At 39.7% G+C, this 26,112-nt stretch carries 32 protein-coding genes; 11 read left to right on the forward strand and 21 right to left on the reverse strand.

The window, feature by feature from the left end; all coding sequences use genetic code 11:
* Positions 1-387 precede the first annotated feature (387 nt).
* Positions 388-2,235 carry a translational GTPase TypA gene (gene typA / locus HMPREF1052_RS08365; RefSeq protein WP_005761338.1) on the forward strand — a complete coding sequence of 616 codons (1,848 nt, stop codon included), beginning with the start codon at positions 388-390 and terminating at the stop codon, positions 2,233-2,235.
* A gap of 51 nt (positions 2,236-2,286) precedes the next feature.
* On the opposite strand, the gene bcp is transcribed toward typA, so the two are convergent.
* The gene (gene bcp, locus HMPREF1052_RS08370; RefSeq protein WP_005761263.1) at positions 2,287-2,754 is read right to left on the reverse strand and encodes a thioredoxin-dependent thiol peroxidase; all 468 of its coding nucleotides are present in this window, start codon (positions 2,752-2,754) and stop codon (positions 2,287-2,289) included.
* Positions 2,755-2,875: 121 nt separating this feature from the next.
* On the opposite strand from bcp, the gene dapA reads away from it, so the two are divergent.
* Entirely contained in the window at positions 2,876-3,772 is an 897-nt protein-coding gene (dapA, locus tag HMPREF1052_RS08375) for a 4-hydroxy-tetrahydrodipicolinate synthase (RefSeq protein WP_005761333.1), read from the forward strand.
* A 205-nt stretch (positions 3,773-3,977) separates the two neighbouring features.
* Positions 3,978-5,048, forward strand: coding sequence for a D-serine ammonia-lyase (gene dsdA, locus HMPREF1052_RS08380; protein WP_005761389.1), 1,071 nt, complete (start codon positions 3,978-3,980; stop codon positions 5,046-5,048).
* 46 nt (positions 5,049-5,094) lie between these two features.
* Here dsdA and HMPREF1052_RS08385 read toward each other — a convergent pair whose 3' ends face one another.
* The 13 genes from HMPREF1052_RS08385 to HMPREF1052_RS08445 all read right to left on the reverse strand — a co-directional run bounded on the left by HMPREF1052_RS08385 (position 5,095) and on the right by HMPREF1052_RS08445 (position 16,600).
* Positions 5,095-5,940 (reverse strand): hypothetical protein, encoded by an 846-nt coding sequence (locus HMPREF1052_RS08385; RefSeq protein ID WP_005761352.1) that lies wholly within the window; start codon positions 5,938-5,940, stop codon positions 5,095-5,097.
* Positions 5,941-5,994: 54 nt separating this feature from the next.
* Positions 5,995-6,114, reverse strand: coding sequence for a Com family DNA-binding transcriptional regulator (locus tag HMPREF1052_RS11140; protein WP_040596477.1), 120 nt, complete (start codon positions 6,112-6,114; stop codon positions 5,995-5,997).
* A gap of 139 nt (positions 6,115-6,253) precedes the next feature.
* Positions 6,254-6,685 carry a hypothetical protein gene (locus HMPREF1052_RS08395; protein WP_005761394.1) on the reverse strand — a complete coding sequence of 144 codons (432 nt, stop codon included), beginning with the start codon at positions 6,683-6,685 and terminating at the stop codon, positions 6,254-6,256.
* Complete coding sequence (locus HMPREF1052_RS08400) at positions 6,673-7,278, reverse strand: hypothetical protein (RefSeq protein ID WP_005761297.1); 606 nt, start codon at positions 7,276-7,278, stop codon at positions 6,673-6,675. Before HMPREF1052_RS08400 ends, HMPREF1052_RS08395 begins: the two co-directional genes overlap by 13 nt.
* Positions 7,279-7,281: 3 nt before the next feature.
* Positions 7,282-9,453, reverse strand: coding sequence for a phage baseplate protein (locus HMPREF1052_RS10970; protein WP_005761384.1), 2,172 nt, complete (start codon positions 9,451-9,453; stop codon positions 7,282-7,284).
* Between the two features lie 191 nt (positions 9,454-9,644).
* Entirely contained in the window at positions 9,645-10,001 is a 357-nt protein-coding gene (locus HMPREF1052_RS08410; protein WP_005761398.1) for a phage tail protein, read from the reverse strand.
* Positions 9,994-11,106, reverse strand: coding sequence for a baseplate assembly protein (locus HMPREF1052_RS08415; RefSeq protein ID WP_005761330.1), 1,113 nt, complete (start codon positions 11,104-11,106; stop codon positions 9,994-9,996). Before HMPREF1052_RS08415 ends, HMPREF1052_RS08410 begins: the two co-directional genes overlap by 8 nt.
* Entirely contained in the window at positions 11,103-11,459 is a 357-nt protein-coding gene (locus HMPREF1052_RS08420; protein ID WP_005761387.1) for a GPW/gp25 family protein, read from the reverse strand. The genes HMPREF1052_RS08415 and HMPREF1052_RS08420 overlap by 4 nt, the downstream gene beginning before the upstream one ends.
* A 54-nt stretch (positions 11,460-11,513) precedes the next feature.
* The gene (locus HMPREF1052_RS08425; RefSeq protein ID WP_005761325.1) at positions 11,514-12,095 is read right to left on the reverse strand and encodes a phage baseplate assembly protein V; all 582 of its coding nucleotides are present in this window, start codon (positions 12,093-12,095) and stop codon (positions 11,514-11,516) included.
* Positions 12,070-13,128: a phage late control D family protein gene (locus HMPREF1052_RS08430; protein ID WP_005761265.1), complete on the reverse strand. Its 1,059-nt coding sequence runs from the start codon at positions 13,126-13,128 to the stop codon at positions 12,070-12,072. Before HMPREF1052_RS08430 ends, HMPREF1052_RS08425 begins: the two co-directional genes overlap by 26 nt.
* Complete coding sequence (locus HMPREF1052_RS08435; RefSeq protein ID WP_005625313.1) at positions 13,128-13,355, reverse strand: tail protein X; 228 nt, start codon at positions 13,353-13,355, stop codon at positions 13,128-13,130. The genes HMPREF1052_RS08430 and HMPREF1052_RS08435 overlap by 1 nt, the downstream gene beginning before the upstream one ends.
* Positions 13,348-14,280 carry a phage tail protein gene (locus HMPREF1052_RS08440; RefSeq protein WP_005761271.1) on the reverse strand — a complete coding sequence of 311 codons (933 nt, stop codon included), beginning with the start codon at positions 14,278-14,280 and terminating at the stop codon, positions 13,348-13,350. Before HMPREF1052_RS08440 ends, HMPREF1052_RS08435 begins: the two co-directional genes overlap by 8 nt.
* Entirely contained in the window at positions 14,243-16,600 is a 2,358-nt protein-coding gene (locus HMPREF1052_RS08445; protein ID WP_005761353.1) for a phage tail tape measure protein, read from the reverse strand. Before HMPREF1052_RS08445 ends, HMPREF1052_RS08440 begins: the two co-directional genes overlap by 38 nt.
* 39 nt (positions 16,601-16,639) lie before the next feature.
* Between HMPREF1052_RS08445 and HMPREF1052_RS08450 the strand changes: the two genes are divergently transcribed.
* On the forward strand, positions 16,640-16,915 hold the full coding sequence (locus HMPREF1052_RS08450; RefSeq protein ID WP_005761344.1) for a hypothetical protein: 276 nt from the start codon (positions 16,640-16,642) through the stop codon (positions 16,913-16,915).
* Here HMPREF1052_RS08450 and HMPREF1052_RS08455 read toward each other — a convergent pair.
* From HMPREF1052_RS08455 to HMPREF1052_RS08475, 5 genes are all read right to left on the reverse strand, one after another.
* Complete coding sequence (locus HMPREF1052_RS08455; protein WP_005761392.1) at positions 16,912-17,049, reverse strand: GpE family phage tail protein; 138 nt, start codon at positions 17,047-17,049, stop codon at positions 16,912-16,914. The two genes, HMPREF1052_RS08450 and HMPREF1052_RS08455, sit on opposite strands and share 4 nt — an antisense overlap.
* A gap of 11 nt (positions 17,050-17,060) precedes the next feature.
* Positions 17,061-17,315, reverse strand: coding sequence for a phage tail assembly protein (locus HMPREF1052_RS08460; RefSeq protein WP_005761273.1), 255 nt, complete (start codon positions 17,313-17,315; stop codon positions 17,061-17,063).
* Positions 17,316-17,403: 88 nt separating this feature from the next.
* Positions 17,404-17,925 (reverse strand): phage major tail tube protein, encoded by a 522-nt coding sequence (locus HMPREF1052_RS08465; RefSeq protein ID WP_005761327.1) that lies wholly within the window; start codon positions 17,923-17,925, stop codon positions 17,404-17,406.
* Entirely contained in the window at positions 17,925-19,322 is a 1,398-nt protein-coding gene (locus HMPREF1052_RS08470; protein WP_005761378.1) for a phage tail sheath family protein, read from the reverse strand. Before HMPREF1052_RS08470 ends, HMPREF1052_RS08465 begins: the two co-directional genes overlap by 1 nt.
* 1 nt (position 19,323) lies before the next feature.
* Positions 19,324-19,704: a Gp37 family protein gene (locus HMPREF1052_RS08475; protein WP_005761307.1), complete on the reverse strand. Its 381-nt coding sequence runs from the start codon at positions 19,702-19,704 to the stop codon at positions 19,324-19,326.
* 75 nt (positions 19,705-19,779) lie between these two features.
* Here HMPREF1052_RS08475 and HMPREF1052_RS08480 point away from each other — a divergent pair, with 75 nt between their 5' ends.
* From HMPREF1052_RS08480 to HMPREF1052_RS08510, 7 genes are all read left to right on the forward strand, one after another.
* A complete protein-coding gene (locus tag HMPREF1052_RS08480) occupies positions 19,780-21,441 on the forward strand; it encodes a recombinase family protein (protein WP_231284631.1) in 1,662 nt (553 codons plus the stop codon).
* 60 nt (positions 21,442-21,501) lie between these two features.
* On the forward strand, positions 21,502-22,020 hold the full coding sequence (locus HMPREF1052_RS08485; protein ID WP_005761288.1) for a ClbS/DfsB family four-helix bundle protein: 519 nt from the start codon (positions 21,502-21,504) through the stop codon (positions 22,018-22,020).
* Positions 22,021-22,146: 126 nt separating this feature from the next.
* Complete coding sequence (locus HMPREF1052_RS08490) at positions 22,147-22,467, forward strand: DUF3847 domain-containing protein (protein ID WP_005761264.1); 321 nt, start codon at positions 22,147-22,149, stop codon at positions 22,465-22,467.
* A 240-nt stretch (positions 22,468-22,707) separates the two neighbouring features.
* Positions 22,708-24,168, forward strand: coding sequence for a MobQ family relaxase (mobQ, locus tag HMPREF1052_RS08495; protein ID WP_005761334.1), 1,461 nt, complete (start codon positions 22,708-22,710; stop codon positions 24,166-24,168).
* Between the two features lie 85 nt (positions 24,169-24,253).
* Positions 24,254-24,469 (forward strand): helix-turn-helix transcriptional regulator, encoded by a 216-nt coding sequence (locus HMPREF1052_RS08500; protein ID WP_006268153.1) that lies wholly within the window; start codon positions 24,254-24,256, stop codon positions 24,467-24,469.
* Positions 24,456-24,893 (forward strand): hypothetical protein, encoded by a 438-nt coding sequence (locus tag HMPREF1052_RS08505; RefSeq protein ID WP_005761336.1) that lies wholly within the window; start codon positions 24,456-24,458, stop codon positions 24,891-24,893. The genes HMPREF1052_RS08500 and HMPREF1052_RS08505 overlap by 14 nt, the downstream gene beginning before the upstream one ends.
* 90 nt (positions 24,894-24,983) lie before the next feature.
* Positions 24,984-25,148 carry a transposon-encoded TnpW family protein gene (locus HMPREF1052_RS08510; protein ID WP_006268023.1) on the forward strand — a complete coding sequence of 55 codons (165 nt, stop codon included), beginning with the start codon at positions 24,984-24,986 and terminating at the stop codon, positions 25,146-25,148.
* A gap of 174 nt (positions 25,149-25,322) precedes the next feature.
* Here HMPREF1052_RS08510 and HMPREF1052_RS08520 read toward each other — a convergent pair whose 3' ends face one another.
* Both HMPREF1052_RS08520 and HMPREF1052_RS08525 read right to left on the reverse strand, forming a co-directional pair.
* Entirely contained in the window at positions 25,323-25,757 is a 435-nt protein-coding gene (locus HMPREF1052_RS08520) for a gp436 family protein (RefSeq protein WP_005761351.1), read from the reverse strand.
* On the reverse strand, positions 25,757-26,041 hold the full coding sequence (locus HMPREF1052_RS08525) for a hypothetical protein (protein WP_005761382.1): 285 nt from the start codon (positions 26,039-26,041) through the stop codon (positions 25,757-25,759). Before HMPREF1052_RS08525 ends, HMPREF1052_RS08520 begins: the two co-directional genes overlap by 1 nt.
* Positions 26,042-26,112: the final 71 nt, after the last annotated feature.

Raw genomic sequence — 26,112 nt, forward strand, 5'->3', positions numbered from 1 at the left:
AGTAATGAAATACAATTAAATTTTATTGGCTAAAATAGCATATTTTACACAAAATACAATCGTTTGCAAAAAATAAATTTAATGAAGTTATTAATTATTTAAAAAATATTTATTATTATTTTATTTTTTTATATCAATTAATGTTGATTGGCTGTTTTTATTAAAATAAATATTGTTTTTATGTTGATTTATATGGAAAACTATCAATCACTAGCTAGTCGCTTAAAATATGCTTATTTTAGGTAACTACATTATTTAATAGCTCATTTAGGGAAAAAGTTGTATAATCTGCGACCTTTCGTAATTTATATCCTTTTTATATATAAGCAAGATACGAAATTCTTCGGATAAATTTCTTTATATTTTATACAGATTAAGAACTCTCAAATGGCAGAATTAGATATTAATAAATTGCGTAATATCGCAATTATTGCTCACGTTGACCATGGTAAAACTACTCTCGTTGACAAGCTTTTACAACAATCAGGCACTTTAGACTCTACTCGTGGTGATTCAGATGAACGAGTGATGGACTCCAACGATCTTGAAAAAGAACGTGGTATCACCATTTTAGCAAAAAATACAGCAATCAATTGGAATGACTATCGTATCAACATCGTAGATACTCCAGGACATGCAGACTTCGGTGGTGAAGTAGAACGAGTATTATCAATGGTTGACTCAGTGTTATTAGTTGTAGATGCGTTTGATGGTCCAATGCCACAAACTCGTTTCGTCACCCAAAAAGCATTTGCTCATGGTTTAAAACCAATCGTTGTGATCAATAAAGTCGATCGTCCAGGTACTCGTCCAGACTGGGTGGTTGATCAAGTTTTTGATTTATTTGTAAATTTAGGCGCAACGGATGAGCAATTAGACTTTCCTATCGTGTACGCTTCAGCATTAATGGGCGTTGCAGGTCCAGATCACGATCAACTTGCAGAAGATATGACACCGTTGTTCGAAGCTATTGTAGAACATGTTGCACCGCCAGCGGTTGAATTAAATGCACCATTCCAAATGCAAATATCACAATTAGACTATAACAACTATGTTGGTGTTATCGGTATCGGTCGAATTAAACGTGGTACAGTAAAACCTAACCAATCAGTGACTATAATTGATAGTTTTGGTAAGACTCGTAACGGTAAAATTGGTCAAGTCCTAGGTCATTTAGGTTTACAACGTTATGAAGAAGATCTCGCCCAAGCAGGTGATATCGTAGCAATTACAGGTTTAGGTGAATTAAATATTTCAGATACTATTTGTGATATTAATGCCGTTGAAGCATTACCTGCATTAAGTGTTGATGAGCCAACAGTAACGATGTTCTTCTGCGTAAACACCTCGCCATTCTGTGGTCAGGAAGGAAAATTTGTGACTTCTCGTCAAATTCTTGAACGTTTAAATAAAGAATTAGTACATAACGTAGCATTACGTGTTGAAGAAACGCCTAACCCAGATGAATTCCGTGTGTCTGGCCGTGGTGAATTGCACTTATCGGTATTAATCGAAAATATGCGTCGTGAAGGTTATGAATTAGCGGTATCACGCCCGAAAGTAATTTTCAAAGAAGAAAATGGCCATAAGCAAGAGCCGTTTGAACAAGTTACTATTGATATTGAAGAACAGCACCAAGGTGCCGTAATGGAAGCATTAGGTATTCGTAAAGGTGAAGTGAAAGATATGAGTCCTGATGGTAAAGGCCGTACTCGTTTAGAATATATTATTCCAGCACGTGGTTTAATTGGCTTCCGTAATGAATTTATGACAATGACTTCAGGTACTGGCTTACTTTATTCAAGTTTCAGCCATTATGATGATGTAAAACCTGGTGAAATTGGTCAACGTAAAAATGGTGTATTAATTTCTAATGCAACAGGTAAAGCGCTTGCTTATGCATTATGGGGTTTACAAGAACGTGGTAAATTAATGGCTGAACATGGTCAAGAAGTGTATGAGGGTCAAATTATTGGTATTCATGCACGTTCAAATGACTTAACGGTTAACTGTTTACAAGGCAAAAAATTAACTAATATGCGCGCATCTGGTAAAGATGATGCTATCCAGTTAACTACACCAATTAAGTTAACTCTTGAGCAAGCGATTGAATTTATCGATGACGATGAATTAGTTGAGGTTACTCCACAATCTATCCGTATTCGTAAAAAATTATTAACGGAATTAGATCGCCGACGCTCAGTACGTACGACAACCAGTACAAGTACACACTAAGTTAAAATTTTAAGAAAAAATACCGCAGTTTAAAGTGCGGTATTTTTTTAGCTATTTTTGTTCTAAATAATTCAGAACTACTTCATGATGATCTTTGGTTTTGAATTTATCAAATACTTGTTCGATTCGACCTTGTTCATCAATTAAAAAACTAATACGGTGAATACCATCATAGACTTTTCCCATAAAGTTTTTTTCACCCCATATACCAAACTGCTCAGCTACTTGGTGATCTACATCAGATAATAACGTGAAATTTAATGCTTTTTTCTCAATAAAACGCATTAATTGGCTTGGTGTATCAGGGCTGATTCCTAAAATTACTATGCCTAATTGATCTAACTTGACTTTCGCATCACGTAGCCCACAAGCTTGTGTTGTACAGCCTGGTGTTAAAGCTTTTGGATAAAAATATACTAATACTTTTTTACCTTTAAGGGGTGATAAAGAAACTAGCTCATTATCTTGATTAGGTAGCGTAAACTGCGGTGCAAAATCCCCTATTTTTAAATGATTCATAATATTTACCCTAGAAATTTGATATGTGATATAAAATTACAAAAAATTACTTGCAAATTGTAACGATTTTGGAGAATCTAAACAAATACTAAAAAGCCTAAAACACAGTTGGAGAGATATTATGTCAGCAACACGTCCTTTATTCCATGGTAGTATCGTCGCATTAATTACACCAATGAATAGCCATGGCGCTATTAATTATGATGAACTAAAAAATTTAGTTGAATACCACATCGCAAATGGTACACATGCGATTGTTTCTGTGGGAACAACGGGAGAATCAGCTACATTAAGTGTTGATGAAAATATCAAAACTATCTTGAAAACAGTTGAGTTTGCTGCAGGCCGTATTCCAGTGATTGCTGGTGCAGGTGCAAATGCTACAAGTGAAGCAATCACGATGACTAAATTATTAAACGGTAGCGGAGTTGCTGGTTGCTTATCTGTGGTGCCTTATTACAATAAACCTACTCAAGAAGGTATGTATCAACATTTTAAAGCTATTGCTGAATCTACTGATCTTCCACAAATTTTGTATAACGTCCCAGGTCGTACAGGGAGCGATATGAAACCAGAGACGATAGCCCGTTTAGCAAAAATTAAAAATATTGTTGCTGTCAAAGAAGCTACAGGTGATGTTAGCCGTGTTAAGCAAATTAAAGAATTAGCTGGTGAAGATTTTATTTTCTTAAGTGGCGATGATGCAACAGGATTAGAAAGTATGAAATTAGGTGGACAGGGTGTAATTTCTGTGACAAATAATATTGCTGCTCGAGACATGTCCAAAATGTGTGAACTAGCAATGGCAGGCAATTTTACTGAAGCAGAAATGATCAATCAACGTTTAACTCCATTACATAAAGATCTATTTATTGAGGGTAACCCAATTCCTGTCAAATGGGCTGCTTATAAATTAGGTCTAATCAAAACCCCAACACTACGTTTACCATTGACTACATTAAGTGAATCAGCACAACCTACGGTATTATCCGCATTAAAATCTGCTGGCTTACTTTAGTCATTAATGATCGTAATTTAATGATTATTTACATAGTTTAAATGGGCTGATTTTTTGTACTAAATAACAGCCCTTTTTATTTTAATACGATACCAAGATTGCATTGTTGTAATATTCTTTTCCATTCCATTAGAAATAGAATTACCATTTTCAGCTCGCTTTCAGCTGTGTTCAGTTATTATCTTATTGAGATTGATAGGAAAAAATGAATATCAGAAAATTAACAACAAAATTTCCATTGTTAAAAAAATTAATTAATCTAGAAGAAGTAACTTGGTTTAATCCTAATATTACTTCATATGCAGAAGGTTTGCCTTTTGTCACTTTAACACAAGAGGATAGTAATGATGCAGCCGAACGTTTAAAACGTTTTGCTCCATATATTTGCGAGGCTTTTCCTGAAACAAAAATAACCAATGGGATTATTGAATCAGGAATAGTTGAAATTCCACAAATGAAGCTAGCACTTGAACAACGCTATAACACGTCTATTACAGGGCGATTAATGTTGAAGAAGGATAGCCATTTACCTATTTCTGGCTCTATAAAAGCAAGAGGGGGAATTTATGAAGTGCTAGCTCATGCTGAAAAATTAGCGATAGAGCATGGATTACTTTCTCAATCAGATGATTATGCTATTTTATTCTCAGAGAAGTTTAAAACTTTCTTTAGCCAATTTAGTATTGCTGTGGGTTCAACAGGAAACTTAGGTTTATCTATTGGCATTATGAGTGCAAAACTGGGTTTTAAGGTGAGTGTTCATATGTCAGCCGATGCTCGAGAATGGAAAAAACAACGACTACGTGAAAATGGTGTCAATGTTGTTGAATATGCACAAGATTATAGTGTAGCAGTTGCACAAGGGCGTGAGGCAGCAAAAAATGATCCCACTTGTTTCTTCATTGATGATGAAAACTCTAAAACTTTATTTCTCGGTTATTCTGTAGCGGGTCAGAGATTAAAGCAACAATTTGCAGAAAAAGCGATTGTTGTTGATAAAGAGCATCCATTATTTGTGTATTTACCTTGTGGTGTAGGTGGTGGACCTGGAGGCGTCGCTTTTGGTTTGAAGCTTGCTTTTGGTGATAATGTACATTGTATTTTTGCTGAACCAACTCATTCCCCTTGCATGCTATTAGGGGTTTATACTGGATTACATGATCAAATTTCTGTACAAGATATTGGTATTGATAATATTACAGCCGCTGATGGCTTAGCCGTTGGACGAGCTTCAGGTAAACCTGCGCAACATAACTGCAATAAAAAAGCGAGATAAATTATTTCTCTCGCTTTTTTCACATTATGTAATGATGTTACATTTTTTAAAATTTATAAACTAAATTATCCTCATATTTTCCTGAATAGCTCGCTGATCCATTCACTACAATTCTTTTAGCTCCTTCAAATGACTGCCAATTATCTACTTTATCTTTCTGCATATACTCAATAAATCGAATAAATTCAGATTTCGTTGAACTGAAGAAAATATAAGGTGGTCTTGTAATATTGACTAATCGTAAGAAGTCTATTAAATCGAAATAAGTAGCTTGTTTATAGCTTTCTTGTTTGGTGCAAAGATAAGGTGGATCTAATACAAACAATGCTTTACGATTGTCGGAAAATTTCGGTAGTAGAGTGTGGAATGATTCACGAATAATTTCAATATCGTCCAAATAGCAATCTGCCTTAGGGTAATCGGACTGACGGATACAATTCCAAAAATCATTTTGGAATAACTCATCGGTTGTAGCTACTTGTTGACCGCTAAATAATAACCAGCTTGCTAAACAATTCAAATCTTTGTAGCCGTCAAACTCTTGAATAATTTTGACACATTTTGCCTTTACTTCCTTTGGCATTCGTTTGTTTTTAGGTACAGCACTGCCGACTGCGGTAAAAAGTTGTGAACGTAAGGTATTGATATCACCTATATGGGCTAACCTTTCGGAGTAACCATCAAAATCATTGTAGATGACACGAGCTTTTGGCTTAATTGCTTTGGCTACATGACTCAATAATCCTGAACCACCGAAGGCGTCAATAATTATCCAGTCCTCTCCATCATCTTTGATGTGTTCATTAAGAATATTCTGAAAATGTTTCAAAAACATTCTTTTTTGCCCGATAAACGGTAGCGGGGCTTGTTTAAAAGTTTTTTTGTTTGCCATAGTTTTTCTTTCTATGGTGTTCTGATACTCAAGGTATTCTGACACTCAATAAAGTTATTTAGTAAAGTTAATTACTTTGCAACGTGGGCATTTGATTTCTAAATAAACAACTGTACCCACTTTCGCCAATAATTTGTTACAAAATGTGCAACGGATTGTTTTAATTGACTGCATATATTTTCCCTAATCAAAAGATTTGTTACAATCCGCCCGCCTTGCGCAAGGTAGGCGGCGTATGGCTATATGCAGGTGTGTTCTGCGTAGCTGGTAATAACGCGCATTGCCGCGCCGTTATTATCGCCGTCTTTTCTTTTTAAACTTTGTGCGAGGTAAACCCTCCTTTTATCAACTCAGCTAGTTTATTTGGACTTAACGCCTTTTTCGGTTGTGTGCCAAAAATCGCTTCGTAACACCACTCACTGCAATAATCTCGGCTTGGCTTTTGGCGTAACGGTAACACACAACCTATCGCACCGATAAAATCGTATTTTTTGCCACCGGTACGCTGAAAAAAGTCCACAATGTCTGAATCTGTGTGCACTGGGATTAAATCCCACTTATCCGCAGGCATACGCATAGTTTTTACACGTACACCACCATCACGAGGGCTTGATGAATAGCATTGGTAAACGCGCACTCCTGTTTTGATTGCCACCTCGCAATGACTGTAAGGTTTACCGGTAAACAAGCGAATAATTTTATCCACCCAATTACCACGGGCTTTGTACATCGCTAAATAGACCACTGCGCAATCTCCTTGGTAAGCTGTTCGACCTGTTCAATCGTAGTGGCAGCCATTAGTGCATCCTCAAATTTCTGGCGTTGCCCAATAATCACTCCTATCGCTACGGCAAATTGGTTGGATTTTTCCAGCACTTTTCCCACTAACACCCCAAATTCAATGCCGCGCACGCTGGCGATTTGGGTCAGCATTGGTGTTTCCACGCTGTTATCTGCACGCCACGCTAAGGCTTCTTTTTCTTGACGATAAAAACTCTCAATTTCTACCTGTGGATAGCCAACTAGCAGACGAGATTTCAGCTCATCGGCTTTATTTGCCAACATCGTCAACACCGCTGACTTACGCCCAACTAAATAATCCGCTTGTTTGGCTTTATCTAATACCCACGTTTTACCCGCCCACTTGTGCGCTAGGCTTGGTTTTGGTGTGGTAAGTGATAGCTGGTTATCTTTGCTGACGATAATTTCGCAGCCGTTGGCACGCCCATCAACCAACATTAGGTAATTCTCATCGCTGACGGCAATAGCATCAGCAGGGATTGGGTGGATGCCCTTAACTAAAAATGTTTGTTGGGTTTTATCAAAAAAATACTGCATTTATTATCTCCTGATTGCAAACATTGAGAACGCTCCAATTGCACCCTGAACAATCACATCGAATTTAGTGTTTGTCAGCCCCGTAGTTGTAAGCGCATTAACTTGACTACCATTATCGTTGTAGTCAGTGCATTGCACAACATAAGGCGTGCCGGTGAAAGCGATTGGGAAATTGAACGTTCTAGCGTTGGTTGCATCATAACGCCCCCATTGAAAAATCAATCCGTTTGGTAGTCTCTGCCATCCGTTTGTGGCGTGATGGCTTTCAAATTTCAACTTTTGATTAACCCACCGAGCAGTCGGGATTTCATCGCCGTTAGCATTGTTAGACGGTGAATTTTGAAGTTTTGCTACGCCGTCAAGGCTAGAATAAACAAGCCATTTGTTTTGTGTAATATCATAAAGCCCAAAATTACCCGATGATGAGACCTGCAACATACCTTTGTGCAGACTGTTCGCTACTCGAAATTGGGGTTGCGTATTATCTTCAAAGGCAAATTCGGCATAGGTGCGATTTAAGGCTAAACCCTTCCAAATTTCGCCATTAGATTGCAGTTCGCCAAATTTCAGCGGTTTACCTCGCGGAAACGCAAACGCTGTGCCGTCGGCATAGACATATTGAGCTGGTGTGTTAGTTGTACCGCGTAAAATACTTTGATATTGGCTAGCCATTGCGACAATATGTGTGTTTTTAATGGTTTTGCCTTTTTCAGCACCGCTAATCACACTCATACAAAGCATCAAGCCATCGTTATTACGTAGGAAGAATAATCCTTCAGGCTCATAATACATACCACCTCCTGCGTTTTTTACCGCTTGGCAAATATCAAAGCCTGTGAGATTTTTATCATCACGCAATACATGCACGCCATTGATGGTATACACATCAATGGTATTTTCATATTTTTGTTGCGAGCCACCATTTAACACATAGATAAATTCCCCATCACAGGCAATATCTTGCACCGCTTTGCCTGTGTTTGTGCCTGCGAGTACATCACGGAAAATATGAAATTTGCTAATCGGTGTCGGTGGTATGTCTAGAAAATCATCATGAAATAAATCGGCTAGATGAAAAACGGAACAACCCCATTTATATACTGTGCCATTTTCAGTCGGCTCATCAGCACCATTGGTAATCGCAATTACACTGCCATTCGGGTCAATCGCCATACAACGGGTGGCGTTACCTGTTACAGGTGCATTAAATACGCGCTGATATTTAAGGTTTTCCATCGTCCAGTTGGACTCGTTAATGGTAAAACGAGCGACATATAACGCACGCTCATTGCCTTTGACACTGCCGACCATCGTTACGAAATAACGGGTATCGCCTTCATAATAAATTCCTAAAGATTGGTGACCGATAGAGTTATTAAAAACATGTCCCACAGTTTCACTTTTTCCGAAAAGCGAGAACTTATGCTTAACCAATGCATTGTGATTATTATCGCCCGATTGAATTTGCCAGATGTCACCTGTGCGAGGGTCTTGTGCTACGCCTTGCGAATAATACGACGGGGCATTTTTATCAACATAAACTGGCACAAGTTCACTAAATTTAGTGCCATATTGACTATTTAAATCGTATAAATGCTTGTAGCTGCCAATAAACCCCTTGCCTTTCGCTCCACTGCCTGTGCTGTTGCTGGCGATATAGCCGTTGTAGTAACGATTTTTAACTTTGTCAGTATCACAAGTAAACACTAAACCACATAAATCCACTGCTTGCCCTTGCATGGCTTGCTCAAGGGCTATAAAGGCGGATTCAGAGTTATTCAACCAACCTGATTTTGCACCAAAATCAAAGGGAGTGATTTCGTAATAGATTCGCGTCCAACGTTTACCTGCACCAGTAACAATCACCGTGCCAGCATTATCCACACTCGCATTGTCCGCAAGATCAGCTATAAAATACCCACCGCCTTTGGTTGAGCCTGCGTGGTATCCTTTAACGAAAATAGTTTGTTTATCTGTGGTTGGCTCAATAGTGCGCAATTCAGCAATACTATCGCACTGTTGTAATTCAATTTGTTGTTTTAGCCACTCCGTCCGTTCTGCCAACTCCATTGGAGCTCGGTTACTAATACCGCCTTCACCGCCAACCACAGGGTCAGTGCGTTCGATTTGATAGATTTTGTCGTGCCATTTGGCGTTTTTGTCAAAATGTCCCATATTTCGTCCTATGCAGCACCGTGTCCCCAAGTGCCGTCGTAAGTGATTGTGTCGTTATATAAATGTGCGTGCGCGGTGTAATCTAAGCCTTCGATTTCGCTACGGGCAGGGGCGAAGGCTTGAATATATTTTCTTGCTTCCCTGCCTTGGGCTAAAGTCATCACGCCGTTTAGTAAAATTCGGTAGTATGCCTATTCATTTTCGCGGTCGTTTTTAATACGCAGGTTTTCTTCGATGCCAACCGCACCTAGCCCTAACTTGGCGCAAATTTGTTTCACCGCCCACGGTGTGCCTTTGTATTTGTGCAATTCCACGGCGGAGCTAATCAGCGTACGTTTTGATTTAATGTCTTCAGCCAATAAATAGCCGTCGTAACCTGTCACACTCCATTTTTCGGCGACCAGCTCAATATATTTTTCATCAAGCAAATCAATCAGCGAGGTCATAATTTGCGATTTGTCGAGTTGGTCGAGCCGATTAGCTAAATCTGCCAACGTGGTGAATTTCACATCTTGGCGAATAATGTCAGCGTAAATCAGCTTAGCCATGAGATTCTCCCACCACGTTTAAGATAATGCTTTCACACACCGCCCATTCGTTTTCCAATACTTCGGTTAAGTGCGGTTCAACAATTTCTACGTTGTACACGCCTGATACTTTCAAGGTTGCAGCAATCGTGAGTGGCACAATATCCACGCCCAAGGTAAAAGGATCTTTTGCCAGCAACTCTTGAATCGCCTTCAAAGCACGACTTTTGGTTTCGGTCGCATTGGCTGAGGTATAAAGCTCAAGATTTGCCACGATGTTGTAACTGACTTTTTTCGCCGGTGAAACAATTACGGTATCATTGAGTGGTCGGCGTTTATCACCACTTAAATAGGCTTTGATTTTGTCAATTAAGATTGGCTGCGGCACACCACGTTTGGTCAGCACCGTCATTTCTACTGTGCCGGCTTTGGGGCGTTGTACGGTAACGTCATTGATAAATGGCGTCACGCTACGTGTGTGGTAGTTGTAGGCTTCAAAGGTGCCACAAACGGTAAACGCTTCAGGCGCAAGTAAAATCCGCTTACGGTAATCTTCATCACTTTCTTCTGCCACCCCACCATCGGTTTCATCAATGTTGCTGACCGTGAGTGTGCCTTGATAAGCTATCTGACTTTCAAGCGTTTTCACCCGTCCAGCCTCCCAACCATTGCCTGCTTCCCCTGTAAGATTGGCCACTGCCACCACATCAACAAAGCTGGCGAATTTTGAAATCACCGTTTCCGTTTGGGATGAGAAGTAAAGCGTTTCTGTGGCACGCACCATCGTGCCTGCCGGAATAACAATCTCTTCGTGTTCTGTTTCTTCTACTCTAAAACGCAAAGTAGTTTCGGCTGGTTGCGCGGCAAGGCGAATACAGCCCATTTGCTCACCGCATAAATCCAAGGCTTGCCCTGTAGCGGTTTGCGGAAAGGTTTGCCGAAAAGCCTCGTTAATCCCTTTGCGCATCAATAATTCACGGTAGGCATATAAGTTAATAATTAGCCGTTCAATATGAGCAGGTTGTAAGGTTTTGCCTGTGTGCTCTTCATATTGGGCAATGCAGTCAGCAAGGATTTTTGCCACATCTTCTTCAACAATTTGAATTTCTTCACGGTTTGCAATCATAGTTGATACTCCGTTGCATAAATTTGACGTGCCACATCTTCAGCCACGCACCATTTCACCATAAAGTGAAATTCAGGAGCTTCACCGGTAATAATGACTTCTTGCACCACGACACGCTTTTCCCATTTATCAATGGCAGCAAAAACTTCGCGCACGATATTCGGAATCGCAATATCTTCAGGTTGGTCGATATAATCGAAATGGTCGGAACCAAAATCAGGACGAAGCACGTCGCTGCCTTTTCGGGTGGACAGAATATTCAGAATGCACTGATGTAAATCATCTTCGCCTTGAATGGTAGCGACATCAGTGGGGGCTAATTGCCAGTGGGTATGTTGAATAGCAGTTTTCATAGCCGTGAGTGTAACGGCTATGAATGGAGAGGGATTTTAAACTAATTTAAAGAATTACTGGGGTTTACCGGAAGTGTCTCGACCACCTTGGACGCCACTATGAACATGAGAACCAAGTGAAACAGAACCTTGTTTAACACTTGGCGCAGACACCTCTTTGCTCGAGGTAATGTTGCCACTAGCATGTAATTTGCCATTGATGGTGGTGTCGCCATTGATTTCGGTTTCGGCATTCACCACCGCCTTGCCTGCAGTAACCGTTACCGTACCTGAGGTTTTTACCACGACATCACCTGTTTTACGGTTGTGGGCAATTTCAGTCCCATTACTGAATTTATGTAACCACATTTCACTATTTGTAACAGGCACAGGGTCTTGTGCATTGTAAATTGCCCCTAAAACACAACCGCTTTCACCGCGTGCATCGAGCAAAATTGCCACCAACTCACCGAGATCAGGCAGGCAGTAAAATTGATTGCCGCCTGCGTTGGGGACAAGGTAAGCCAGCCACGCCGTTTCAAAATCCTCAAGAGCAGGAATGGTTGCTTTGATACGGTGTGTTTTTGGATCAACTTGGCTGACAATACCTTCCTGATAAGTTGCACCAAAATTATGCGTGGGTTGCTGCTTTCTCATCTTTTGGTAATTCCTCACTAAATTCAATCATTTTGATTTCAAGGTCGGTGGTGTAGCCTTGCCGTTTGTCCACCGTGTGGCGTGCTTGCTTGATTAAGTATTTACCGCTAAACATACCGACATTCGTCAGCCAAATGGTATTGCCGGCCACCAGTTTTGGGTTGCCAATCACGGTAATGTTGCCCGCTTGTTGGTCATCATTTTCAGCTAACGCAGCATCAGCACGCGCATTGATTTGCACTTGGCTTTCGCCGCGGGTCACAATTTTCAACGTGTCCGCACTATTTGCAGCAGCTTGCTTTTTACTTGGGCGTTTTGCCTTGTGCTTTTTAGTGGATTTTAATGCCTTCTTCTCGTGCTGATTAAAGCCTGAAACCTCCACTTTTGAAACCGTGTCTTTAATGCGGTCGCGCAAGCGTAAATTTTTTACCTCACTATAATCAATCACAGCAACGGGTTGGCGTGCTTCAAGGCTTGCCATAGTCGTGAAAACCAGCGTTTGATTGACAATTTTAAAGCTGTGGTGGTATTCGTGCGCCAGCCGAGTTAAAAATTCCACGTCCCGTTCTTGATATTGAGTCGCGCGCTGAATGGGTATATCAGCCACTGTTCCCGTTACCTTCAGTTTTAACCGTTTTGCTACAGTTCTCACAATATTGGCAAGCGTGGTGTTTTCATAAGATTTCGGTTTAAGTGTTCGGTTAGACTTGGTTACGCCTGTGCTTAAGGCTTTAAGCGCAACGGCAGAACCACTATTAGGCGACCATTGCCATTCGATTTCGTCCAGCTCAAAACTACCTAAATTCACTAACGGCTCGCCTTTGTAACCTAGTTGCAAACTTAATTTATCGCCTTGAGTGGGAAACCAACTGCCGACCCATTTGCGTTCAATATCTTCAAATTCCACTTGTAATTCGTCCGACTGGTCAGAGAGATAGTCGGTATAAGTGAGTCGCAACAAATTCGGCTTCACATATTGGGTAATTTGTTTGGCTTCATACAGCAATTCAAAATCAGGGGATTGCACTTGCATTAGTTATCTCCTTGCAACCACGGCGGCAAATCACTGTTGTCGGTGGTTTTCACCTCTAGCACAGGCACTTTTAAAGTTTCGCCCATTGGCAACATTTCACAAAAGGGGATATGCGGATTGGCATCAATCAAGCGGTTGATTTCGTTGACCGTGCCATAATAATGATAAGCAAGGTTATCCCAACGTTCACCCTGTTTAACTGTGTGTAAAATAATGGCGTTACTCATCGTTATCCTCCCCGCTGTCAGCACGAATCGCAATCCACGCGGTCATTTTTGCCGAATTTTTTGCAAGGGATTCGGAAACTAAATCGGCAGATTCAATCGCTTTTACACCTAAGTCAAACCATTCGCCCAACTCATCGCCTTCGATGCCTGATTTAAATAGGCTATAAGCCGTGTTTAAATGCCCTGAAAGGGTGGTTAAATCTTGCATAAATCCCGCAGCACCTCGCACACCTTCGGTAAGACTTGCAAAAGCATTGCCCAAACCGACCATTTCCGCTAAGCCCCCAAAAGAACCGCCTAACGTATTCACAATGCCTGAAATTTCAGACAGGGCTGCCAGAGGGTTATCTTTTAAATGCTTCATAATTTCGACCGCACTTTTGACATCTGCCACCACTTGCTTAACCTGACGTGCCACGGCAATGCCTTTGCTCATTAGTTGATTGGCTTGACTAACAAAATTGCTTAAGCCCTTTGGTACAATCGAGGCGAGGGGTGAATTATCGGCTAACGATAATGCCGCACCTAAAATCCCTGCTTGTGGATTGCCCACAAATTCCCGTAAAGTTAAGCTAACATCACGGGCAAGCGCATTGCCTTTCCCATCGGTGAACAATACCGTGCTGGTAACGTCTGTAATGACAAAATGTCCTTTGAATTTAGAGAAACCAAAGACCAATGCCAAAGCCTCTTGGCTTTCTTGCGCTGTGAGTAAGGCTTGATAGCGATTTTCTACGGGCGCAAGTTGATGATGTAGTTGTAACTGTAATGTGACATCCGTTAATGCCATGCCCATGGCTTGCAATTTCGGTTTGCCCGAAAGCACCTCGTGTTCAGCAAATACTGCAGAACGGCTTTCGTCAAAACCCGTTGGGGCAGAGAGTAAATCAAAGGCAATATTGCCTAAAAGTGCATAATTTGACATTAGTAAGCCCCCGTTGTCGTTGGTCTAACACGCGATTGAGTAATTGCTCAAACTCATATGCCCCCATTTTTAATGCGCTTTGTAACTGGTCAGTCACACTTTGTGACGCATTACCGGTTACGGTAATTTGAGGGCTAAAATGCACCACAATGCCACCTTGATTGATTTCACTATTGGTAACAGCGTTTCTATTCAGTGGTTGATAGTTAGCAAGTAAGCTACCTTTGGTCGCACCATCAAAACTCACTGCATCAGATAAGTTATCACTGGCTTTTTGAGCTAACGGTTGGGCTTTATCCATACCGATTGCCAAGCCTTCCACCACGTTTACCCCGTAGCCCTTAAAAACACGGCTTGGCGAGTGAATACCGAGTTTTTCTGCAAACCAGCCCTTAATGCCGTCGCCTAAGTCTGAGACAATCTTTTTCGCTCCTTCCCAAGCGTTTTTAATCCCATTGACTAAACCGTCAATCATATTCTTGCCGAAGTCGGTAAACTTGCTTGGTACATCAATCCCAAACCAAGAAAGCACGGTAGAGAAAACTTGCTGGAATAAGCCAAGTGGCGACCAATTGAGAATAGTGGCAGTAATGTTGCCGATGCCTGAATCGAAAAAACTAGTAATACCGTCCCACAGTTGTCCGAAATAATCCGAAACACCCGACCACGCACTTGACACCCATTCAGTCGCACCATCCCAAATACCTTGCACCCACGTACAAAAACTTTGGAAATAAGCGGTTACATTTGTCCAAAGATTTGCAAACCACGCAGAAATAGGTTCCCAGTTGTCATAAATTAAGTAAGCCGCAACCGCGATGCCTGTGATAATTAAGCCGATGGGGTTGGCGAGCAAAGCTCGGCTCATCATCAAAAGACCTTTTCCAAAAGTGATTGCAATATCTAATACTTTTACACCTAGTACTGAAAATAATGTAATGAGTTGCCGCCCCCAACCTAAAACTGCCCGAATAACACCTATCGTTTTAAAGATAGGCTTACTCATTACTACCCAGCCCATACTTAAACCACCAATTATGGCAGTTAAAGCCGAAAAGCCAGTAAACAGCCCAGCTACCGCGCCACCTAAATAAATAATCGTGTCAGCAAGCCAACTATTTTGTGTGATTAAATCCGTTATCCAATGCACCATTTTGCCTAGCTTGCCTGCAACAGTGTTAATCACTGGGAGCAATTTCGCACCTAATGTCGTCCAAAATTCAGATACACTATTTTTCAACAACTGCAAACCATTTTCTGTGGTTTCTGCACGAGCAGCAAACTCTTTCCCCATTGAGCCAAGATAACTAGCTTTGCCATTTTCATCTGTGTTTTGCAACGTTTTTAGGCTTTTCTCTAATACTTCCACATTACCTGCAAGCACAGCAACATCATCAGCGTAGTCTAAGCCGAATAAATCTACCAATGCCCCCATTTGTTTCTCTTTGGGCAGTTTTTGGATCTGTTTTAAAAAGCTGGTTAATGCCCCTTGAGCATCTTGTCCAATCGCTTTTTTCAAATCTTTAGCATTTAAGCCCATTGACTTAAGAGCAGCTTGGAATTTTTTCCCTCCTTTATCTGCCGTCATCAATTTGGTGAGCATACCGTTAATAGCGGTACCAGCTACTTCAGGAGTTTTGCCTAATGAAACAAAGCTATTTGAAAGGGCTGCAGCAGCGTTTTCGGTAAGTCCAAATTGTTTTGCCACTCCACCAATTCGTCCAAGCGTGCTGACAATATCACTAGCTTTTGCTGGGCTGGAGTTGGATAGCTCATTGATAGCATCACCTAAATTGCCAATGTCTTTAATCGGGATTTTGTACACATTCGCTAATTTTGCCATTGCATCGCCACTATCTTGGGCTGACATATCAAATGCCACCGACATTTTAGCAATCGTGGTCGTGAATTCTTTGAGATCTTCTTCTGCTACACCAAGCTGGCCACCTGATGCGGTAATCGCAGCCAATTCTTCGGCTGTCATTGGCAAAGTGCGGGTAAGGTGGAGAATATCTTTGGAGAGATTTGCGAACCCTTCCGGCGATTTGAAGTCCACAACCTTTTTCACATCGGCCATAGCACTTTCAAATTTAATTGCAGGATCGGCAATATTCATTACCATACCACTTGTTGCTTTAATGCCAGAGATTGAGCCGGTTAATCCCAATGCCGTTGTGCCGGCCAAACTTTTTAATTTAGCTGTTGTACTGAGTGTACTATCTCTTAAAGTATGCAGCGTGTTTTGTAGGCGTTTAATGCCAGCCATTGCACCGCCTACACTTGCACCAATCATCAAGGCGATTGAAAGATTACTTGCCATCGTTTATAGTGTCCTTGTTTATTTTGAAAAGGGGTAGATATGGAAAAACAAAAAGAAGGTATGTTTGAATCCGCATTTTGGTTCTGTTACGGTCTATTTATGCTTGGGCTTTTTGGTGTTTTGACTTACGCCTTTTGGCAAAATGGCTTAATGACTTCTTGGCTAAGTGGATTAGGCTATATTGCATTGGCATTTTTCATTACCGTCATCATCAATACCTTGCTCATAATGGCTTACTTTGCTTTTGCCTTTTTCTCCCGATTATTCGATACTGCATTCGAGTTTACTTTTCCATCTAAAAACAAAGCCGCTTAAATAGCGGCTTTGGTGTAATTAGCTTTTATCTGCCGTTGGGCTTGTGTGAGCCACCGTTCAATATCATCAAGCGTCATTTCTTCCAGTTCTGAATGCGAAAATCCAAACCAAAATGCCAAGTCTGCTAAAGCCACATCGAGTACCGTTAGCTCAACTTTCCCTTTTGCATTTTTTCAACCACTTCTGCCGCACGTTTAAAGTCGGCAATATCTAACTCGTCTAAATCTTCAGGTACTAAACCTGTCACAATTGAAAGTAGGCTAATACTTTGCTCAATATCTGTGTTGCCTTTCATCTTGCGAATATCTTTCGCTTTTGGACGGCGGATTTTTAATTCAGTGATGGTTTTACCTTCCCCATCTTGAATTGGAAAATCAAGAGCGACAATAATTTCAGACATAAAAAAACTCCTTTGTGAGATTGTTTAACTTTCACAAAGGAGTTTACTTAAATTATGTTTAAAGGTCGTTTAAACTGCTTTAAAGAAATTACTGCCCGATATTTTTGCGGTAGGTTTCTAAAATATCTTGCCCTGCAACGCGCCATTTATTGCTGAAGGCATCAAAATATAACACTTCTTTACCATCAATCATCTGCTTAACCATACTGACTTGATAAGTCATTGCGTATTCTGAATTCTCTTTAGGCTTATATTCACCCAGTGGCGCTTTGTTGAAGTTGCAGTTTAACATCATTACCAATGGCACCTCAGTTGCACGTCCTGCAGCGTTATACACGCTGACATCGGCACGCACTTGTAATTGAGCGGTGCGGTAAGGATTGTTAGCAATGGCGGCAACCTCAGGGTAAAAACCGTCCCACACAATTTCCCCTTCAAGGGCATTCACGCCACTTGGTAGTTTTAATGTGCCTACCAAACCTAAATTTTTATGCTCGGTCATTTCCACTTCAAATTCTGGCAACTTGATGGATTTTGCCTTGCCTAAAAAACTGTTGCCGTTGATGTACACATTGGCATTATCAATTTTGTTAATTGCGACACCGCTCATTATTGACCTCCACGGCTAGTTAAATTCACGAGATATTTACGCGTTACCACACTCTTATTGCGGATACGTTCTGCAGGGATTTTCGGCGTAAAGTCATATTGTAATGGTACTAATCCTTGGCTAAAGGCATCTAACAAGTCCGCATCAGGGTCAAGAGATACACTATAACCCACAATGGATTTGAGTGTTCCCATATAGGTTTCAATCGTACCGAGTAGGCTATCTAGTAAAGCCTCATCAATTGGACGATCTACGTATTGTAATTCTGCCTGAGCAATGCCTTCATCAATCAAGTCTGCCGTGCGTTGTACCACTTCAAATTGGCTGATATGGGTGCTGGTTGGGTAAGCGGCTAAGCGGTTGCCCCATAAGCGATAGCCCGTTCCATAGCTATTAAATACGGTAGTAATACCGCGGGAGTTAAGCTGGTTGGTTTCACTTTGCACGTCGTTCACACGCGCAGTCAACTTAACCTCTACACCTTGCACACCTTTGAGTTCACGGTTCGAGGTAGAGTACCAATAGCCGTGCTCTACATCGATTTTCATACGCAAGCCAGCAGCGTGTGTGGCAAGGCTTTCTAACGTACCACGTTCACCAATAACGTGTGGGTAAAAGAGATGCACTCGGTCAGAACTGGTGTGAAAGTTAATGGTACCATTACTGCCACGCCCAGCCACTGCTTGTGAAAGTGTGGTACCTTTCGGTGCATTGATATAAGCAATCGCATTGAGCTTATCCGCAATGGTGGCAAGCGATGTCATTACGCCTGCTTGTTGGTCAAATTGAGGACAAATCACAATTTTGGCATCAGCCCCAAATTCGATAAAACCCATTTTGAGTAACTCAAAGCCTGTGCGCTTACCTGTGGTTGACTCAATTCCGCCTCGCACATCACCCTCTGTCACTTTCGTTGGATCAGCATAAACATAGGTTGCTTTAAGCTCTGTTTTTGCACGCATAAAGGTGATTTCACCAGTTAATAAATTAGCAGTGTAATCTTTACCGGCACTTAATACAGTTGTACCTGATTTAATGGTTAACTCAATTAAGCCTGCTTTCTGAGTTTGTGCAATAAGCGTATCAGCATTTTGTGTTAATACTTCATCTGTTACCGTAGTGCGATGTTTTTTGGGGTCTAATACGTTAATTACATATACTGTACCTGCTTCATATCGCTTAATAATATCTAGTGCATCACAAATGGTATAACCTTTATCTACTAGATCGCCGAATTGCGCAAAATGTTTTGAGGTTTGGCACAGGGTAATTTCATTGGTCGCGCCAATCGGTGCTGTGCCAACCAAACCAATAATCGCCCCGTCAATTTGACGGATAGCGACTGTACCACCGTTAATACGTTCGGTTTCCGAACCGTGGTGAAAGGCTACTGCCATATTATTCTCCTTGTTTGGTTTTCAACCGTGTATCTAACGGTTGCGTGGTTGAGCGTTTAATTAAATGTGCAAATTTCGGGGCAGAATTGACCGCTTCTCGTGCTTCCACCTGCCATGTTTCGGTTTGAATAATCAGTTGGTATTGCCACAGCCCACTGTCTTCGCCTGCAAATTCTTCGCTAATCAAATGACAAGCGGTGCAATTGGTCGGCTTAAATCCCACAATCGCCAGCCGTAACTGGTCGAGCATTTCCAACGCCCCTGTATCATCGTGTTGACTGCGGGCAATCACCGTGAGGGCAATCAGCACTTTGCGGCGTTGTTGGATAATGTCGGTGCTATCAAGACTTTCAAATTTTGACCCTGCATACTGCACCAACACCGCCCCGAAAGGATTAACCTTTTAAGGACAGAGAAAATAAAAAAACTTGGAAAGGAGGTAATTCTCGTGTCAAATATGAAAAGAACAGGACAAACAGCCCTTTACGAGCGTTTAAGTCGAGATGATGAAATGCAAGGAGAAAGCAATTCCATCACCAATCAAAAGCAGCTACTTGAAAGCTATGCGAAAAGAAACGGCTTTGTAAATATCTATCACTATACCGATGACGGAGTAAGCGGAACAACCTTTGATAGAGAGGGATTTCAAAAAATGATAAAAGCAGTAGAAGAAAACAAAGTATCTACTGTGATAGTAAAAGATATGAGTAGGTTTGGCAGAGATTACCTCAAAGTAGGTTTTTACACCGAAATACTGTTCAAAGAAAAGGGAGTAAGGTTTATCGCCATCAATAACGGAATAGACAGCGAAAAACAAGCAGAAAGCGACTTTACTCCATTTCTAAATATCATGAACGAATGGTATGCAAGAGATACATCAAGAAAAATACAATCCATCTTCAGAGCAAGAATGGAAGAGGGTAAAAGAGTATCACCAAGCGTACCATACGGCTATTATAGAAACCCTAAGAACAAACAGGAGCTACTTGTCGATAAAGAGAGTTCAAAGGTCGTAAAACGCATTTACAGACTTGTAATAGAGGGATATGGAGTAACACAGATAGCAGATATACTAACCAAAGATAAAGTCCTTATCCCATCAGCCTATGCAGAAATACATTATCCCGAAAATAATCATAGCTCCAAGAAAAGAGGAATAGAAGACCCGTATTTTTGGACACCGACCACAGTAGGCTATATCTTAGAAAAGCAAGAATATATGGGACACACCGTACTTGGTAAAACAATATGCCTTGATTACAAAACCAAAAAACGAAGAAAGGCGAAAGAAGATGAACTCATTATCTTCAAAAATACCCATGAAGCCATCATTGATGAAGAAACATGGAATAACGCCCAAAGGCTAAGAAAAACAGTGAGAAGAAGTCCAAAGTATGGAACAACATCACACCCCTTTACAGGGCTTTTAATCTGTTCAGATTGTGGAGGAAAGTTAAGTTACAGAGAGCCGGCAGAACACAAAGAAAAGAAATACGATAGTGATTACTCTTTTGTATGTCAACATTATAGACACAGAAAAGGCACTTGCAGTATGCACTACATCAAAGTAAAAACAGTAAATGAAATTCTTCTAAAATCAATCAAAGAAATCACAGACTTTGCCAAAGAAGAAAAGCAAGAATTTCTAAAAGTGATGAATAGATTATCCGATGAAAAAAAAGAAGAAAAGTATCAAGGAGATAAAGAGAAGTTAGAAAAACTGTCATCAAGAAATGCAGAACTAACAACCCTTATTACAAAGCTATATGAAGACCATGCACTTGGGAAAATTCCTGTAAAACACTTTGATAGATTGTTTAATACCTATGATATGGAGCAACAAGATTTAGAGAAACAAATACAGTATTTTGAACAAGAAATAGAAAGCTATCATCAGAGGAAAGTTGACACCGATAAATTTCTAAAAATGATAGAAAAGTATACAGATATTGAGGAACTGACAGTACCAATGATAAACGAGTATATTGAAAAAGTAGTAGTCCACGAAGCGACAGGGGGAAGAAAAGGCAAAAACAGAAAACAACAGGTTGATGTTTATTTTAACTTTATAGGCAACTGTCAAGTGCCACAGAAAGAGGAGATAGAAAAACTGGCTTAAAAATGGTATAATATTATTAATTATTCAGAGAGAAAAATAAGAAGTTGTGGAGGTGATTTTTTGCGAACATACGAAAATAAAGAAGAACTCAAGACTGAAATAAATAAAACATTTAAAAAATATATTTCAGAATTTGATAATATACCAGAAACCTTAAAAGATAAGAGAGTTGATGAAGTTGATAGAACTCCCGCAGAAAACCTTGCTTATCAAGTGGGATGGACAACCTTACTTCTTAAATGGGAGAAAGATGAAAGAAAGGGACTTAAAGTAAAGACACCATCGGACGAATTTAAATGGAATCAACTTGGTGAATTATATCAGTGGTTTACGGATACTTACGCTCATTTATCCTTACAAGAGTTGAAATCCAAATTAAATGAAAATATTAATTCTATCTATGCAATGATTGATTCGTTAAGTGAGGAAGAATTGTTTAAACCGCATATGAAAAAATGGGCTGATGAAGCGACTAAAATAGCAGTATGGGAGGTATATAAGTTTATTCATGTAAATACGGTTGCACCTTTTGGATCTTTTAGAACAAAAATCAGAAAATGGAAGAAGATAGTACTATAAATCTCAGTTTGTCGAAGTAAAATAATTAAATACAAGTAATAATATATCAACTTACGAAACAGTAAACAAAAAGAATGGTTTACTGTTTTTTCTTTGCTCAAAATTACGAAGAAAGGAAAACAGAAAATGAAAAATATAGATGAAAAAATTTTAATGGCAGAAGAAGAAATTAAGCAGTTACAAAACAAAAGAAAAAAGCTCATCAGTCAGCAGAAACAGGAAGAAAGAAAAAAGAGAGATAAAAGGCTTTATGAAAAAGGAGCAGTCTTTGAAAGTATCTTTACCGAAAGCAAGGATTTTACAAAAGATGAATTCTATCAACTAATCTCATTTTCAACTATCAAAGAAGCAATCAATCAAAAAATCTTAAAAATCATAGAGAAGCGAGAACAAAGCGAAAACAAAATTACAGAAATACAAGAGGAAGAAACAGAGATAGAGAAATAGTCCCTTGTTGACAAGGGCGCACTTATACACCCTAAAGGGTGTGTGCGTTCTCCGAAGGCTCTTGCAGAGAGCATATCAGCTAACGCTGATACAGGGGAGCTACACTCCCCTACGGAAATAAATTTCCTACCCCTTGTGTACTTCCCAAAAGAAATCGGATAAAAAGCAATCCGATTTTTTTTAGTAAGTCTTTATCATCGCCATCGTCCCCACATTAAAAAAGAGAGGAGGTTTTTTCTTATGGCGATATATCATCTTAGTATAAAGATTATTTCAAGAGGAAAAGGCAAAAGTGCAGTAGCAGCTTCCGCCTATCGTAGTGGCGAAAAGATAAAAAACGAATATGACGGAATAGTCCATGACTTTACAAGAAAAGGCGGAATAGCCTATACCGAAATTCTATTACCGCAAAATGCACCTGAAGAATTTTCAAACCGTTCTGTCTTATGGAACAGTGTCGAGAAAATAGAAAAAAGTAAAAACTCACAGCTTGCAAGAGAAATAGAAATTGCATTGCCTAAAGAATTAAATAGAGAAAAACAGATAGAGCTTGTAAGAGAGTATGTAAAAGAAAATTTTGTAAAAATAGGTATGTGTGCCGACATTGCTATACACGATAAAAATGACGGAAACCCACACGCACATATCCTACTTACCATGCGACCACTAAATGAAGATACAACATGGGGAGCAAAATCAAAAAAGGAATATATCCTTGATGAAAACGGAGAAAAAGTAAAACTCAAAAACGGCAATTACAAAACAAGGAAAATAAATGCAGTAGATTGGAACGAACAAGACAAAGCAGAGCATTGGCGAAAAGCATGGGCAGATATTACAAACAAATATCTTGAAGAAAACAGCATACAGGAAAAAGTAGATCACCGTTCTTATCAAAGACAGGGCATAGAACAAATACCGACCATTCATTTAGGCGTATCAGCCACCCAAATGGAAAAGAAAGGCATAACTACCGACAGGGGAAATATCAACCGAGAAATCAAACATCAGAATAAGATATTAAAAGAGATTGCAAGAAGAATAAAAGCCTTACTAAATTGGATAAGAGGAATAGGAAAAGAAGAAAAGACAGAAACTGATAATCTCAAATCTACCCTCCCATCCAAAGAAAATTTGCTATCCGTTTTTAAAAATCTTATCCGTAAAAATGCAGATAACCATAATACAGATTTAGAAAAATACATCGAAAGCTATCAATTCTTAAAAGAGAAAAACATTATTTCCTTATCTGGACTGAAAGAAAGTATAGTTACTTTAAGAGATAAGAATTACAAGACCACAAGAGCCATTAAAGATACTGAAAAGAAAATAGATGGTAAAGTACAGCTTATCGACCACGCCGAAAATTATTTGAAGTATAAAGACACCTATAAAGCCTATATCAAGCTGAAGAAAAACAAACAAGATATTTTCTACAACGAACATACGGCAGAGATTATTTTATTTGAAAGTGCCAAGAAATATCTCAAAAAGCATTTAGGAGAAAGCAAGACCTTAAATGTATCCAAATGGAAATCGGAAGTTGCCAATATGAAGAAAGAGAAAAATAGCCTATACAATCAAATACTAAAGATACGAGAGAAAGTGGAACAGGCTGAAAAAGTTAAGACCTGTATAGAGCAGTTACAGGAACAAGAAAAGCAACTAACACAGGTAAAGAGGAATGAGTTAGAAATATAATTTGCGTAAAGGAAACTTGACAACGAGGGTGGTAGTGGATATAATGATAATGTAAAGGAAACTTGACGAAAGGAGAGCGGTGCGTTTGAAAAACAAATTAGATGAATTAAGAAAGCTTAACGGCATAACTCAAGAAGAATTTGCAAAAGAATTAAGAGTTTCAAGGCAGACTATTAGTGCTATAGAAAATGGTAAATATAATCCGTCTTTAGACTTAGCATTTGAGATAGCACTATATTTCAACATGACAATAGAAGAAGTCTTTATTTATGAAAAGGAGGAAAATTATGAAAAAAAGTAATCTAATTTATGGTCTGATTTATACTATCTTGGCTGGAATATTTTTGTATTTGGCTATTACATTTGATAATAAAATATCGGGTATATTTTATGGAATGACAGGCGCTTTAGGAGCCAACGGTATCTTTATAATAATTCGATATTTTTATTGGCAAAAGAATAAGGAAAAGTATCAAGAAAAATTAGAAAGTGAAGAAATTGAACAGAATGATGAATTAAAACAAAAACTAAGAGATAAAGCAGGAAAATATACTTATTGGATTGGAATGCTGATTATAGCTCTATCAATTATGGTTTATTCTGTGCTTGGTGTTTTGAATATTATGGATACAGAACATATTGTAATTTATTTAGGAGCATATTTGATTAGCCAAGTGTTTATCGGAGTAATAGTTTTCAATCATCTATTAAAAAAATACGACTGATAAATCCCTATATTAAAATTATCTTTTATAAACAGTAAATCGAAAAAGGTTTGCTGTTTTTTCTTTGTCTAAAAGTGGAAAGGAGGACTTATGGAAGAAGAAAAAAGAGTAAGAGAAGAACCACAACATAAACAGTTAATAATGGATATTGGAAAGACAAAATATACTGTAAACCTGCATTTCAAGCAAGGTACAGGGGAAACATACAAGGATAAAATACTAAAGCTAATCAAAAGAGAAACAGAAAAGATATAAATTTATCAAAGAAATTTTGTTTATGTCCTTGACAAATCTTTCCAAATGGGTCGAGCAGGTTGTAGTGTTCAAGGTCATCAGGGAACAGCTCGATGCTGAAACTCGTGGTCTTCTGTTCGATATGGTCTCTGATACTTTGCAAAATTGGTAAAGTGGCACTCATCGATGCGCTCCTTAATAGCCCGACAAATCCAATTTCTGTGGCGCACGGGCTTTAAACTTTAAGGCGGACGGCAAACTGTCGTCTGCTTTTTCGCCAACTTCGAGCAAGCCCAAATGCAATTTGCCATCAGCAATACGTTCTAAATCTTTTAACGCTTGGGCGTGGGCATCTTTCACATTGGGCGGAAAGCCTTTGCCGTCAGGACGGCGTGAATAGAGCCAGTAGCGAGCCAACTGTAAGCAGATGTTGCGAACTAAGGTCGGCACTTGATTTAACGGCAGCCGATAACGCGAGCGAAGATAGCCATCCACGGTTTCGGTGGCGTATTCGCACGCTTTGGCAATCACAGCTTGGTTCGCTTCTGTTGCTCTGCTGTTATCGGTTGAAAGTTGTCTTAACGTGATTTCGTCCATCACGTCCGTTAAATCTTGTGCCTGAATGTACATTATTCTTTGCCTTCGCCTTTGTCGTTTTTATTCGCTTTTTCCGCTTCTTTACGGGCTTTTTCTTCAGCAGCTAAACGTGCTTTTTCTTCCGCTTCAAGACGAGTTTTTTCCGCTTCAGCTTCTGCTTGTTTGCGTTTTTCATCGTCTTCATCTAACTGCACATAAAGTGCAATGCGTTCGGCTTCTTCGTCGGTCAGTTCTAGCTTGTCGCCTTGCTCATAGCGTTGGTTGTTGTGGTAAATTGCCATTGCGCTAATAACAGCATAGAGTTTGGTCTTGTCCATTACTTTCTCCTAGTGAAACGGTGTTACATCTTTAACAAATCTCCCCTAACCCCTCTTTACTAAAGAGGGGG

It is taken from the genome of Pasteurella bettyae CCUG 2042 (assembly GCF_000262245.1).
Taxonomy (GTDB): Bacteria; Pseudomonadota; Gammaproteobacteria; order Enterobacterales; family Pasteurellaceae; genus Basfia; species Basfia bettyae.